The 14880-nt window shown below is 36.0% G+C and carries 11 protein-coding genes and 3 tRNA genes; 10 read left to right on the forward strand and 4 right to left on the reverse strand.

Features of this window, described 5'->3' with window-relative positions; translation table 11 throughout:
• Positions 1–307: 307 nt before the first annotated feature.
• Positions 308–490 (reverse strand): 30S ribosomal protein S21, encoded by a 183-nt coding sequence (rpsU, locus tag TPPER_RS00005; RefSeq protein WP_099336759.1) that lies wholly within the window; start codon positions 488–490, stop codon positions 308–310.
• A gap of 234 nt (positions 491–724) precedes the next feature.
• Between rpsU and leuC the strand changes: the two genes are divergently transcribed.
• The 5 genes from leuC (at position 725) to dnaE (ending at position 8637) form a co-directional block, all read left to right on the forward strand.
• Positions 725–2110, forward strand: coding sequence for a 3-isopropylmalate dehydratase large subunit (gene leuC, locus TPPER_RS00010; RefSeq protein WP_099336760.1), 1386 nt, complete (start codon positions 725–727; stop codon positions 2108–2110).
• Positions 2110–2697 carry a 3-isopropylmalate dehydratase small subunit gene (gene leuD, locus TPPER_RS00015; protein ID WP_099336761.1) on the forward strand — a complete coding sequence of 196 codons (588 nt, stop codon included), beginning with the start codon at positions 2110–2112 and terminating at the stop codon, positions 2695–2697. The genes leuC and leuD overlap by 1 nt, the downstream gene beginning before the upstream one ends.
• Before the next feature lie 103 nt (positions 2698–2800).
• Positions 2801–3841, forward strand: coding sequence for a 3-isopropylmalate dehydrogenase (gene leuB, locus TPPER_RS00020; protein WP_099336762.1), 1041 nt, complete (start codon positions 2801–2803; stop codon positions 3839–3841).
• A 9-nt stretch (positions 3842–3850) separates the two neighbouring features.
• Positions 3851–4939: an aspartate-semialdehyde dehydrogenase gene (locus TPPER_RS00025; protein WP_099336763.1), complete on the forward strand. Its 1089-nt coding sequence runs from the start codon at positions 3851–3853 to the stop codon at positions 4937–4939.
• Between the two features lie 134 nt (positions 4940–5073).
• Complete coding sequence (dnaE, locus tag TPPER_RS00030; protein WP_099336764.1) at positions 5074–8637, forward strand: DNA polymerase III subunit alpha; 3564 nt, start codon at positions 5074–5076, stop codon at positions 8635–8637.
• On the opposite strand, the gene TPPER_RS00035 is transcribed toward dnaE, so the two are convergent.
• Complete coding sequence (locus tag TPPER_RS00035) at positions 8621–8971, reverse strand: RsfS/YbeB/iojap family protein (RefSeq protein WP_099336765.1); 351 nt, start codon at positions 8969–8971, stop codon at positions 8621–8623. The genes dnaE and TPPER_RS00035 overlap by 17 nt on opposite strands.
• A 162-nt stretch (positions 8972–9133) precedes the next feature.
• On the opposite strand from TPPER_RS00035, the gene cysS reads away from it, so the two are divergent.
• The 3 genes from cysS to smpB all read left to right on the forward strand — a co-directional run bounded on the left by cysS (position 9134) and on the right by smpB (position 11130).
• Positions 9134–10555 carry a cysteine--tRNA ligase gene (gene cysS / locus TPPER_RS00040; protein WP_099336766.1) on the forward strand — a complete coding sequence of 474 codons (1422 nt, stop codon included), beginning with the start codon at positions 9134–9136 and terminating at the stop codon, positions 10553–10555.
• Between the two features lie 2 nt (positions 10556–10557).
• Positions 10558–10631, forward strand: a tRNA-Arg gene (locus tag TPPER_RS00045).
• A 28-nt stretch (positions 10632–10659) separates the two neighbouring features.
• Complete coding sequence (gene smpB / locus TPPER_RS00050; RefSeq protein ID WP_099336767.1) at positions 10660–11130, forward strand: SsrA-binding protein SmpB; 471 nt, start codon at positions 10660–10662, stop codon at positions 11128–11130.
• 22 nt (positions 11131–11152) lie between these two features.
• Here smpB and lepB read toward each other — a convergent pair whose 3' ends face one another.
• Positions 11153–11701 carry a signal peptidase I gene (lepB, locus tag TPPER_RS00055; protein WP_099336768.1) on the reverse strand — a complete coding sequence of 183 codons (549 nt, stop codon included), beginning with the start codon at positions 11699–11701 and terminating at the stop codon, positions 11153–11155.
• 47 nt (positions 11702–11748) lie between these two features.
• Positions 11749–14211 carry a leucine--tRNA ligase gene (gene leuS, locus TPPER_RS00060; protein ID WP_099336769.1) on the reverse strand — a complete coding sequence of 821 codons (2463 nt, stop codon included), beginning with the start codon at positions 14209–14211 and terminating at the stop codon, positions 11749–11751.
• 252 nt (positions 14212–14463) lie between these two features.
• Between leuS and TPPER_RS00065 the strand changes: the two genes are divergently transcribed.
• Both TPPER_RS00065 and TPPER_RS00070 read left to right on the forward strand, forming a co-directional pair.
• Positions 14464–14547, forward strand: a tRNA-Leu gene (locus TPPER_RS00065).
• 28 nt (positions 14548–14575) lie between these two features.
• Positions 14576–14650, forward strand: a tRNA-Met gene (locus tag TPPER_RS00070).
• Positions 14651–14880 lie beyond the last annotated feature (230 nt).

Raw genomic sequence — 14880 nt, forward strand, 5'->3', positions numbered from 1 at the left:
ATATGATGTAGAGGAGCTAGCTGTTAGGAGTGTTAGGTGCGTTAGATCCACTATGGGGAGGTGGTTATGGTTGTCTAGTAGAAGCTGTTCCCCTTTATGGATATCTTATGTCTAACTACTTCTAACTTGGTTCTACTAATGCATTAATATATGTAGCTTAGGTTAGTCATAAGCAGATACCCCAGTCAAGACCAACACATCATAACACAGAGGCAAAAGAGACTTCAGGATACTTCAGATGTTCTTATTGGTTAGGTTCGGACAACCATCAGGCTCTTTCCCCCCCTCTTTCTGTTAGCACATATTATTAGGACTTCTTGATATGCTTCCTTGCTGCTGTTACCTTCTTTCTTTTCCGTTCAGAGGTTGGCTTTTCATAATATAACCTAGAACGTACTTCACTTAGTAAGCCGCTACGCTCAACCATCCTCTTGAACCGACGTATGGCTATTTCAAATGGTTCGACATCCTTTATAATAACAATACTCATATAGAGCTCCTAGTGATATACGGGAAGTCCTCCCACATGTCTCATGTTGATGTCTTTAGTTATAAACAGCTATTGGTTAAGCAGGTATTCTTGGTAAGATGAAGCTGGTGTTCCTTGGAGTATATGATAGAGATATATGAACACTCTATAAAGAACCATTAACAGCTCCCGAACCGACCTAGTCATTAGAACAATAAACATAGCTCCTCCCAAGCATGCCTAACACCAATCTATATGTTCTCAACGGCCTTGTACGATAAACTATGGAATGCGCATATCATTAAAACACAGAGTAGTGGCGTATCCTTGTTATATGTAGATCTCCACCTTATTCACGAAGTAACCTCTCCACATGCATTTGAAGCTGTTACACAATATGTGCATAATCCTAAAACCACCCTAGCCATTCCAGACCACAATATCACAACCAACCCAGAGAGAAACAAGTCTACTGCCTTCGGGTCTCAAATAGATCTTTTAAGAACAAACAGCAAGAACCATAGTATATGCTTTCTAGCAGGACATGATGAAAAGCAAGGAATAGTCCATGTTGCAGGACCAGAGTTAGGTATAACAATTCCAGGTTCAAGCATTGTATGTGGAGATTCTCATACTTCAACACATGGCTCCTTTACTACTCTGGCTCAAGGCATAGGTTCTTCTGAAGTTGGAACTACTTTAACGACACAGACGCTTCTACAAAGGAAGAACCGAAATATGGAAGTTAGCATAGCAGGTAATCTGCATGATGGATGTGTAGCTAAAGATATAGCATTAGCTATAGTTAATACAATAGGAACAGCTGGTGGATCAAGCTACTCTATAGAATTCAAAGGAGGCTCTTCCCAAAGAATGTACGTAAACTTCAGAACAACTCTGTGTAATATGTCTATAGAAGCAGGCGCAAAGATTAGCATGCTAGCAGCTGACAACATACTTCTTAACTACCTAGCCAACCGAACGATATACACACATACTTTAAGAGATAACACCTGGAAGAAACTAAAAACAACTCTTAGTACATCGTTTAATAAATGCGTCTCAATAAAAGTAAACTCAATAGCACCTCAAGTCACTTGGGGAACATCTCCTGAAATGGTTTCTTCTGTTGATGATAGAATCCCAGATCCTGCTGTTGAAAACAACCCTGACAAAAGGAAAACTATGGAGTCTGCTCTTAACTACATGCTTTTAGAACCAGGAACTCCTATTAACACAATAAGCCTAGACTACGTATTCATTGGGTCCTGTACTAATAGTCGGATAGAAGACTTAAGAAGCGCAGCATACGTTGTTAGAAAGATGAACAAACCCGTTGCTAAAGGTGTTAGGAAAGCAATTGTTGTTCCAGGTTCTGGGTCTGTAAAGAAACAAGCAACTTCAGAGGGTCTTGATAAGATATTCAAGAAGGCTGGGTTCGAATGGCGAGCACCTGGCTGTTCTATGTGTATCGCAATGAACTCTGACAAGCTATATCCAGAAGAGAGATGTGCGTCTACTTCTAACAGAAACTTTGAAGGAAGACAGGGGAAGCTTAGCAGAACACACTTAGTAAACCCAATGATGGCAGCTTTGGCGGCTATTAGTGGTAAGTTCCAAGATGTTAGAAGAGTGCTTTAATGGATAAATCGATACTACACAGAGGAGTTATTATCAATATCGAAAAGGATAACATAAACACTGACGTCATTATTCCAAAGCAGTTCTTAAAAGAAACATCCAAACGCAGGCTCGGAAGCTACCTATTCAGCGAATGGCGAGAGCCTACATACCAATTCAATAGTGAACCATTCCCATTAGTATTAAGAACAAGCAACAAAGTATCTGTCCTGCTAGTTAGGAAGAACTTTGGATGTGGTAGTTCAAGAGAACATGCTCCTTGGTCTATTAAACAATATGGGTTAAACATCCTCATTGGTCTTAGCTTTGCTGACATATTCTACGTTAATGCTATTAAGAACGGGATATTGCCTTTAACTCTAAAAGAACCCGATGTGACATATATAGCTCAGCTCTTAGTAAAAGTATCTAGGCTTCAGATTACGGTGAACTTAATGGACAGAAAGGTAGTCTCGAGCACATATAAAGACTGGTCGTTTTGTGTTCCTTCCTTTTATCGATTAGCATTATTGAGAGGAATGTCAGAAGCTGAGTTAGTTCTTAAACATATCAAGGATATCATAAGTTTTGATAGAAGCAATGAGTGACCCGAACATCTTAATTATGGTTTATAATATAGAATATTAACGAAAGCTCTATGCTGGTCAATCCTCATATATATGAATGTTATAGTATTACCCAGGTGATGGTATAGGACCTGAAGTTATTAAGGAATCAGTCAAGGTATTGAACGCACTAACCATACGCCAAATAACCATTAAGGAATCTCTTATTGGTAGAACAGCATTTGAATCCACTGGAAGCTTTTTGCCTGTCTCAACAGTAAACATGGTTAAGGCAAGTGATGCAGTTTTACTTGGGTCAGTAGGTGCTAACAGGACTACTGACATTACATACTACCCTGGTCCTGAAACAGCTCTTTTAAAACTAAGAAAGCTAATGAGTTCTTCCATAAACCTCAGACCAATCAAACACTATGACTCCATTAACACCAGCTTTCCAAATGATAACCTGAAAGGCACTGACATATTGGTTCTGAGGGAGCTAACCAGTGGAATTTACTTTGGTAAGCCAAAGATCGTAAGAAAGACATATGCTCAGACCAAAGCAACATCTCTAGAAGGGGTTGATACAATGAAGTACTCTGAGTCAGAAGTTAGAAGTATAGCACACGTTGCTTTTAAATCCGCTAGGAACCGTAAGAAGAAGATCCTATCAGTGGACAAAGCAAATGTTTTAGAATCATCCAAAGTCTGGAGGAGTATGGTTTTAGAAGTATCCAAAAGCTATAATGATGTTAGGTTATGGAACAACTACATTGATAGTGCGGTAATAGAAATACTAGCGAACCCAAGAGAATTCGATGTAGTTCTTTCTGGAAACCTTTTTGGAGATATCCTTTCTGACCAGCTTTCAATAGTCTCTGGTTCTTTAGGAATGTTGCCTTCTGCGTCCTTGGGTTTTAATGGGAAAGGCCTGTATGAGCCTGTACATGGTTCAGCTCCATCTTTAACACACAAGAACTTGGCTAACCCAATAGCTGCTATTCTTTCGTTAGCGATGCTGTTAAGATATTCGTTCCATCTAAACAAACAGGCATCTATGATTGACAATGCAGTAGTAAGCGTTCTAAAAAGGAACTATAAAACATCAGATATCTCCAACGGTAAAAGATATGTTAGTACGTCTGAAATGGGAGACTTGATCGCTTCATTAATTAGAACAATATAATACCTAAGAATGTTTGGAAGAGGCTGTATTGGGTTTGTAGGTTGGAGAGGCTTGGTGGGTTCTGTATTTATCAAACAATCACAGGTTGCTGCTAACATTAACAACGAATCCACTAAATACCTATTTCTTAGCAGCACATACAGAAGGTTGGTTAAGTTCTTAATAGGTGTCTACAACGTAAAGAAGACTAACGACGTTAAAGCTCTATTAAAATGCAAAGCTATTGTTTCAATGCAAGGTAGTGACTACACTGATATTACGCTTTCTAACCTAAGAAACCTGAACTGGACTGGCTATTGGATTGACGCAGCTTCTTCTCTTAGGAGACAGCTTAATGTGTGTGTAGTGTTGGACCCCGTAAACTCTAGAACCATCAAAAGCTCCATAGAAAGCGGTAAAAAGAGTTTCGTTGGTGGGAACTGTACCGTTAGTTTAATGCTAATGGTGTTACATAGGTTAATCAGGAGAAGTAATATGAAATGGATGTTCGTTACAACCTTTCAATCTGTATCAGGAGCTGGTTCCAACTACGTAAAGGGTTTGCTGTTACAGATGGCTTTCTTGAGTAGAGCTAGGTTTAGGGATGTGCTAAACTCAAGCATTCAGGTTAGGATAGGTGATCCAAGCGTAAGTGAGTCCGTTGTTGGGTCAATTGTGCCTTGGATAGATGAAGAGACGAATAAGCTAGGAACGTCAAAGGAAGAACAAAAGGGCTTTATTGAAACTAATAGAATATTAGGACTACCAATGATACCGAACGTTGGTGGTGTGTGTATAAGGGTTGGGGTGTTAAGATGTCATTCACAAAGCTTTTTAATTAAGGTTGAGAAAAGCATGTGTTTTGGATGTGCTGCTGACATAATTCAATCAACCAGCAGATGGGTTAAACTATTACCAAATATAAAAGCATACTCAAGGCAGTTATTAACACCTGAACATATAGCTGGTTCTTTGGTGGTTGCTATTGGTAGACTAAAGAAGCTACCATTCAATAGTGGACTCCTATCAATGTTTACAGTAGGAGATCAGTTACTATGGGGAGCTGTTGAACCTATAAAGCGAACACTTAAACTCTTTTGTAATATGGTCTCGAACTAGCTGTTAAAGATCTTTCAATATACAGTCTACAATCATCTCAAAGACAAGGCTTCTAATCAGTAGCATAGCTCTTTGAATGTGGGTTCCTTATTGGAGGAGCTCCCTTACAATCCCTTAACAAGAACATAGCTACTATGTATAAAAGCACACAAAGGTATGTTCATTTAAGAATGCACTCAGAGTACTCGGTATTAGATGGTACTATCAGACTAAATGAAGCGTTAGAATGTGCAAAAGCAAACAAACAAGGGGCTTTAGCATTAACTGATCTCAATAACCTGTTTGGAGTAGTGAAGTTTTATAAGTTATCAAGAATACAAGGCATTAAACCAATAGTCGGATGTAATATATCAGTTAAACATGGTAGCTCTGAAAGCAAGAACAAAAGTAATATCATTTTGCTAGCCACTAACGTACAAGGCTACCGTAACCTATGTAAGATAGTTTCTATGGCTTGGGTGAACCATAGTATCAACAGCTATTCATTCCTTGATGAACCTAACATAGTTCAAAGAGAGCCCAGTTCAATAGCTATAGAAAGAACCTGTTTGAAAGGAGATCTAACAAGAGGTCTTATAGCCTTATCAGGAGCTATATATGGAAACATAGGACAGGCCATAATGGACGGAGATAAACACAATGCAAGAACCCTGTTGAATGGATGGCTATCTGACTTCTCTGGTAACTTTTATGTTGAGATACAGCGTAGCGGCCAACAAAGCGAGGAACGCTATATAGATGGGGCAGTAGAGTTAGCTTCTATATATAGAATTCCAGTAGTAGCAACACATCCAATTCAGTTCCTCAAACCAACAGACTTTCAAATGCATGAAGTCAGGGCTTGTATAGCTGAGAACAAGATTCTACTTAATAGACAAAAAGCCAAGAAATATACATATGAACAATACTTCAAATCCAAAAGAGAGATGTGTAGTCTATTTAAAGACATTCCTTCAGCATTAGAAAACACTGTACATATAGCTAAAAGATGTAACTTAAGCTTGAACCTAGGAGATATTAAACTACCTGTCTTCCCAAAACCTAAGGGCATTCCAATTAAAAAGCTTTTCGTAGCTTCAGTAGTTATTGGTTTAAAATGCAAGATCCAAAAGAAGCGGATAAGAATTAAAAGCACCTCTTTCGTTCATTATCTTAACAGAATAGTGTTTGAGTTCGAAGTAATACTTAGAATGGGGTTCTTAGGATATTTCCTGATAGTATCAGACTTTGTATGTTGGGCTAAGAACAATGGAGTTCCAGTAGGACCGGGTAGAGGCTCTGGTTCAGGTTCTCTAATAGCATTCATTTTAAGCATTACCGATGTTAACCCAATTCAGTACGGTCTGTTGTTCGAAAGGTTCTTAAATCCAGAACGTATAGCAATGCCAGATCTCGATATAGACTTCTGTCAAGCTGGTAGGAACAGAGTCATAAGCTATGTAATGGAACTGTATGGAAGTAGGCTGGTATCTCAAATCACAACGTTCGGAACATTTGCGACAAGAGCCGCAATTCGAGACATAGGAAGAACATTAGGCATACATCATACCATAACAGACAACATTGCAAAGCTCATTCCACAACCTACTGAACAACAACAAAAGCTTAACTACAACGTACTAAAGCTTGAAACCATCGTATTGAATCCTGATAGACCCGAAGAAGCCTCTCGTTCTTTGGTAGGCAGTAGTGTTAGACGCTTGATTAGCTTAGCAGTTAGGATGGATGGATTAGCTAGAAACGTTGCTGTTCATGCCGGGGGAGTATTAATTGCACCTGTATCTATTTCGATGTTCTGTCCTTTGTATTCACAAGAAGGCGACTGTGCTATGTTGGTAAGTCAGTTTGATAAAGATGACGCAGAAACAGTAGGTTTAGTAAAGTTCGACTTTCTTGGACTTACAACCTTAACAGCTCTTAATAATACTGCAAAACATATTAAAGCCCTCCATAAGCTGAAAGCTTGGTCATTGGAGGACATATGTATGGAAGACATTGGTTCATATAAGATCTTGCAAAAAGCAGATACCATAGCCATATTCCAGTTTGAAAGCTCAGGCATGAAAAGGATTCTAAGAACAGCTAAACCAGATTGCTTTGAGGATATTATAGCATTAATAGCTTTGTTCAGACCAGGTCCTATGCATTTAATGTTTAGCTATTGTAAAAGAAAACATGGCATGGAAAGCTCACATTACTTAAACAGACGTCTGGTACCTATATTAAAAGAAACCTATGGCATAATAATATATCAGGAACAGGTCATGCAGATCGCTAGGGTTATTGGTAGATACACTCTTGCAAAAGCTGATCTTCTCAGAAGGGCGATAAGTAAAAAGCAACCGCTCGCAATGGAACACCACAGACTGAACTTCCAAAAAGGAGCCAGAAGTATTGGGTTAACCAACGCTGAGTCTAAAGTAATATTCGAACTAATGGAGAAGTTTGCTTGCTACGGTTTTAACAAGTCACACGCAACAGCTTACGCTATATTAGTCATTCAAACAGCCTGGTTAAAAGCTCACTATCCAGCTGAGTTTATAGCTTCAAACTTAAGCTTATCAATGCACGAGGTTAACAGGACTATAAAATTGTATAAAGACTCCTCAAATAGAAACATAATGCTCCTAAAACCAGATGTTAACAAGTCTTTTTATCAGTTTAAACCAATTGAGAATGTTCCCATAAAGGCTTGTCTCAAGATAGATTCTATCCATAAGACTAAACCTAAAGCTATACAGTACGGTCTGGGAGCGATCAAAGACACCGGAAAGCTCGCTGTTCAAGAACTCATAAAGGCTAGAGAAGCCAAACCCTTTACAAGCCTTCTTGACTTCTGCCTTAGAACTAATCGAAGAACTCTAAGCAAGAAAACCATTGAGCTTTTAATAAGAGCTGGAGCTTTCGATAGTTCTTGTTGTTCAATAAGGAGATGTGTTCTAATAAGGCTGTTAGTAGCGACTATAAGGTATTCAGAAAGAATAAAAGCATCCGTAGACATCAGTGGGTTATATCCAAACAGCGGTTCCTTTGAGATTAGTCTAGACAGAGCAATGAGAAAGATAAGACCAATATGGAGTGAAAGAAGGATCTTATTTGAGGAAAAGAAAGCATTAGGTCTTTATCAGACTGGACATCCATTTAAGCTCTTCAAAAGAGATATTAGGAAGCTTGTTCCAAATAGCATAAGTTATTATAGGACTGGTTCTATAGGTAGTCATGTTTTCTTATGTGGCGTAGTTACCAGCTATTTCCATAAGCTAATTAACAACAAACTCGTAGCTGTTATTCTTTTAGAAGACGACGAAGAACAGTGTAGTGTTTACCTCAACACCTCAATATTACCGAACGATGTTAAACTAGACAAGCTTATAATAGTAAGAGGTCACTTACTCGTTCCAAAAGACTACGATAGAATAAACATAACAGCTGTCAGAACATATAGTTTAACGTCCGAATGTCTTAAACAATGTAGGTTTGTGACAACTGTTTGTAACATCGAATCAACCATTGCAAAGGCTTCTAGCTTCTTTATAAAGACCACATACAGTTCAGGCAAGAGTATATTTATTCAAATAGCCCACAAGCTTAAAACTATTGTAGTCTTAGAACATAGTCTAGGTTTATATTGTGAATCTACATTAAGAGCTCTTAATAAGGTTCTTAATGGGTGTCTAAAGATCAAATATATATACTAAAAGCCTGTTGTTTTAAACACAGCTCGTTGTTGAATAAAGAGCCCAAAGTATAAAAACACCTTACATCAGCTTTCATAATATGTACTAATATAGAACTACAACATACTACGTGCCACTGACTACTGCTTTGTGTTACGAATGTTGAAGAGCCATACAGATCTTTGAATAGTCCATGTAGTTCCTTAGCAATTCCTCTAATGTGAACACTAGAAACGCCTTCAGTCACTATTGTATACGTATGGCTCACTTTAAAGTCCGTGTATATCTTGGTGTTTACAGCTTTTAGTTTGTATGCTGTGTATACGGCTTTTAATATAAGACCTACATCACACATGCCTCACCTCAGATTCTAACCTAGAGACCCATATACAGACAGTCTACATCGCTTTTTGTTTATTGGATTGTCTTAGATTAACACAGATATAGAACTCCAAAACCATCTGTTTAACTTATGTTCTATTGTATGTATATGCTATGATGTTATGAGTTATGATATATGATATGCCTATATAACACATTAACTAAAACTAAAGAACTTATCAACCCTATTAAACCTAACTTAGTAACTATATATATTTGTGGTGTAACAACATATGATCTGTGCCATTTAGGACACGGACGCACGTTTGTAGCTTTTGATATTATTATTAGGCATATACGTCATTGTGGTTATAAAGTTAGATATATTCGAAATATCACTGATATTGATGATAAAGTTATATATAAAGCAGTTAAGGTTGGTGTTCAATGTAAGTTCTTAAGTAAAAGCTTTATAGTTGAAATGCATAAGGACTTTAAGTTAGTTAATGTAGCGCAGCCTAACCATGAGCCTTGTACTACTAAAACCATAAGACATATTATTGACTATGTTTATATGTTAATTAAAAAGAGATATGCTTATCTAAATACAAATGGGGAAGTAATATATTCAATTAAAACCACTAATAGTTACGGTCTATTATCTCGACAGGCAGCTATATATCTTAATGTAAACAAGCTTAAGAACTTTAATAATAAACGAACCTCTAATGACTTTGTATTATGGAAAAGACCTAAACCTGGAGAACCAAGTTGGGATTCACCTTGGGGCATTGGACGTCCTGGTTGGCATATAGAATGTTCAGCTATTAACCATAAATACTTAGCCTCTCACTTTGATATCCATGGTGGAGGGTTAGACTTAATATTTCCACACCATGAAAATGAACTAACTCAGACTACCAGTTGCTTTGATGGTTCTTGTGTTAGGATATGGATGCATACTGGCATATTAATATTAAATAAAGAAAAGATGTCGAAGTCTTTAGAGAACTCTATTAAGCTACGGGATGTTTTTAGTTCTTATGATGCAGAAACTATAAGAGCCTTATACATAACTAGCCATTATAGAAGTCCTTTATCTTTTAGTCTTAAAAAGGTAAAAGAAGCAGTTACTTCTCTAAAGCGTTTATATACTTCTCTTAGAACTACTAGGTTTAGGTTAAACGTAGCTCTTAAAGAAACTAAAGGAATTAAAGAAGAGATGGTCGAGAGATTTATTAATGCTATGAATGACGACTTTAATACTCCAAAGGCTTTTTCAATACTATTTTATATGTCTAAAAGGATAAACTATCTTAAACATAGGAACTTAATATTAGCATCTAACCTAGCTTCTAATCTACGTAGTTTAGGTTCTAGACTAGGACTATTAAGCTACGGTTCTATTGATCTTATGTATATACAAGAAACTATATTAACTAAAGCAAAGATTAGGATAGATGATATAGAAAAGCTAATTAAGAAACGTAACCTAGCTAGAAGTAATAAACAATGGCATTTGTCGGATAATATAAGAGCTAAGCTTATTGATAAAAGCATAGTACTTGAAGATGTTAAAGATAATACAATATGGAATGCTAGCTTAAACCTCCAATAAGTGCGCCCTTAGTTCAGTTGGATAGAGCAACGGCCTTCTAAGCCGTAGATCACAGGTTCGAACCCTGTAGGGCGTGCTTTCTATATATTAGTTTATTATAGACTATGGACGTATTAAAAAGCCTTATGTATATAAACCTTATAATAAAGAATAATAAGATACCTTTTCAATACTATGTTGAAAAAAGGTTTGAAGCAGGCATATCATTACAAGGGTGGGAAGTTAAGGCTCTTAGGTTTAAAAAGGCTAATATTAACAATAGCTATGTATATATCAAGGAATGTGAAGCATACATAGTTGGTTCTAGCTTTCAGTCTTTATATTATATATCCTGTTCAGACATAACCTATGAACCATTAAGAACCCGTAAGCTACTATTAACTAAAAAAGAACTAACTCTTTTATATGGGTCAGTATATAAACATAAGGGCTACTCTATAGTAGTTGAGTCTTTATATTGGAAAGGCTCTTGGTGTAAAGCTAGTATAGTTTTAGTTAAAGGCAAAAAGGACTACGATAAAAGAAGTGACCTAAAAAAGGATATGCAGGTTAGCTGTTTGTCTGATACATATTAATCTGCTGTCCTAACCCTATTAGTTAAAAGAAGTTCTCCCATATAGCTATAACACATCCTATGACTTGTTTACCTGGGAATGTTCCCCAAAAGCGGCTATCATAGCTTTTAACTATATAGTCACCTATTACAAAATATCTAAACCTTGGTAAACACCAACAACATATATTGCTTTTGGGTTTATTAATAAGGATGCCTTTTCTACTATGTATGTTTAAGCTACTATATAATATGTTCTTCTTTTGGTCTTTAAGCTTTTGTATATAGTTTATTATTCCTATATAGTTTATGGATATCTTTTTAATATGCTTATTATATGTTACTATATCACCAGGTAAACCTAATAGTCTTTTGATATAATTAGAAGCTTTAAAAGGATATCTTACTACTATTATAGAACCTCGTTTATTAATAAACCCATAAGAAACCTTTTTAACTATGGCTAGGTCTCCAGAGAATAACGTTGGAACCATTGACATTGCCTTAATACAATATAGACCAACTATAAAAGCATCTACTGAATATAATAGCATAATAACTATAATAGGTTTTATTATGTTAAGCTTATCCATATATTGTCTCTTTAGAAGTAGATATGTGGTTAACTACTAGTCTTAGTCTAGGTTAAAGTTAATATGTTTATTGCTTTATTAGGTATGTATAGCACCTTATAAGCATTATTAGGTTTAATATATCTTAAAGGCTTTTCATAGCTATATAGCTTTTCTATCAATAGAGACTCTCTTATACATACAGACGTCTCAATAGAACCTCTTACTTTATTATTAATATGTACTATTATTGATATATATATAGAACCTATGTATGAGCTGTTTAAGTTAACCCAATATAGATCTTCTATAGCTTTTATGTTGGTTAGTTCCTTCCATAATATGGAACAAAGATGAGGAACAAAAGGACTAACTATTTTAATAACTAGCTTTAACATCTCTTTAGATAAAGAGTAGTCCAACTCTTTTAGCTTAGGTAGTTTAATTAGGTTACTAACTATCTTCATAATAGTGGCTATAGTAGTGTTAAATGAAAGACGTTCTTCTATAGTATTAGCTAGCTTAATAATAGCCTTATTAACATCCATATATAATAACAGCTGTCCTTTGCTTAGGGAATTAATATCAAAAGGTAATACATATATTAGGTCTACATGCTCATATACAATGCTCCATACTTTAATTATAAACCGATAGGTACCTTCTATTCCTGATTGGTTCCATATAAAATCTATGTTAGCAGGAGCAGCAAACATAATAAATAGTCGTAATGCATCAGCGCCATATAGTTCTAATATCTTTCCTGGACTAATACCATTATTTTTAGACTTTGACATCTTATGTATACCTGCGTGTTTAACTTCATTACCATCTAAATCAAATAGGTTATATAGGTTGGTTTTGCTATTATATTTAGCAACTACATATAGCGGAGAAGCCCAACTAATATTATTATCTACATAGTAATAAGCATCCGCTAAAACCATCCCTTGACAAAAGAGTTTCCTTACTGGTTCTTTATATTTAAACCCAACTAGACCAGCATCTCTTAATAGCTTATGGTAAAATCTAATGTATAATAAGTGCATAACGGCATGTTCTATTCCACCTATATATTGATCAACAGGTAACCAATAGTTTGATGCTTTTATATCTATCATGTCTTTTATATAGGCTGGACAACCATAACGAACGTAATACCATGAAGACTCTATAAAGGTATCAAAAGTATCAGACTCACGATATGCCTCTTTCCCTAAATATATAGACTTATGCCATTTTACATTCCTTTTCCTAGCTACTAACAGATATCTATTTACTAATAGGCTTTCATCCAATATAGCTGGTAGTTCTTTAGTTGATACAGCTATCGCTTTCTTACTATGTGTATATATTGGTATAGGGGTTCCCCAACTACGTTGTCTAGAAATACACCAGTCTTTTAAACAATAGGTTATCTTTTGAATACAGCTATTAGATTTAATTAACATATTCACTATAGAACCAATTCTTTGAGGTATTCCATATGGTACTTTGTTTGATATATATATAGCAGTTGGTAGTTTATGGTATATAGCAAAGCTAATATCTTCTATATATTTAGAAGGAATACCTATAGTGATGTCTGTTCTATATTCTTTTATTATATGGTTAACTACCCAAACTGATAGCATTATATTTGTTAATGGACTTATAGCGGATAACTCTGTAATATCTTTTAGACTGTCTGTATTAACTTCTTTTACGGTCTTTTTTATATTTAAAAGCGATAAGTAATGATAAACAGATATCTTTATATAGGAAGTCTTTATCAAACACTCTGGGTCTATAGAATATATACAGATGCTAGAACCTAGTCCTAATATGCTAACTGTTAGTATTATGCTTTTAGCTTTACCTATCCAGTTTCTTTGCATATCTTTTATATGTGTTGGCCAATAGGTTAAATAGGTTAGGCCTTTTAGAAGAGCATCAGCATATGAAGATATCTTAATAAACCATTGTGAAAGCTTTTTAAAAGATATATGCTTATTACATCTCCAACAGATCCCATTAACAGCCTGTTCATTTGCTAATACTGTTTTATCTGTAGGACACCAGTTAACAACAGTTTTGGTTTTATAGGCTAACTCCTTACTATATACGTATATATATATCCATTGTTCCCATTTATAATATTCTGGTTTACATGTGATAACTTCGCGAGACCAGTCAATACTATAGCCCATAGTCTTTAGTTGAGCTCTCATATGGATTATATTATTATATGTCCATTCAGAAGGGATGCTTTTATTAGTAGCTGCTGCGCATTCCGCAGGTAGACCAAATGAGTCCCACCCAAACGGATTCAATACATAGCTTCCCTTCATTCGTTGGTATCTAGCTATAACGTCCCCTATTGTATAGTTTCGGATATGACCCATATGAAGTCTTCCAGAGGGGTAGGGCAACATAGATAAGCAATAGTACTTTCCTTTAGATATAGACTCAGTAGCTTTGTATAGTTGGTCTTTCTCCCAATAGGATTGTATATTAGCTTCTATCTCTTTATGGTAATATAGTTCTTCCATAGTTTATAAGAAGGATTAGGGGGTTAAGTAGTTACTGGATGAGACCAATATGTTATTAGCTATAAGAGAGGAATTAACATAGTCTATATAGTTGGGGTTTATCGTTATCTCCTGCCATACGAACCCCAAAAGCTTCTCATATATTTTCTAGAGAGGCCTATATTGTAGCTAAAGAGATAGGCTTATAGTTAGCATTTATAGGGATACTTTTGTTGATAGCTCTTCAAAGGAAGGAGGGAGAAAGTGTTTAATACCGAGGTGGCGAAATAGGTAGTCGCGTTACTTTGAGGTGGTAATGCTTTTATAAGTATACGGGTTCAAGTCCCGTCCTCGGTATTATATAATAAACATAATACGCATCTAAAGCGGAGTGGAGCAGGCTTGGCAGCTCATCGGGCTCATAACCCGAAGGACGTTGGTTCAATTCCAACCTCCGCATCTGAGATCTTGGTGTTCTTGTGTTGTTAGTTAACCTTTGTATATTAGTATGTAGATTAGTATGTATGATGTTCATTGTAGCTTGAAAAGGCAGTCTATATTGGTATGTATCTATAGGCTATTAGATGAACCAGGCTCTAGGACAGATATACGTTGGTTCTTAACAGCTACAGAGCACATACATAGCTGATGAACCATTCCTTTCTCGAGTAGAGGCTACCCATATGCTTA

Origin of the sequence: Candidatus Tremblayella phenacoccinincola (assembly GCF_002682985.1) — a bacterium.
Lineage (GTDB): Bacteria > Pseudomonadota > Gammaproteobacteria > Burkholderiales > Burkholderiaceae > Tremblaya > Tremblaya phenacola_C.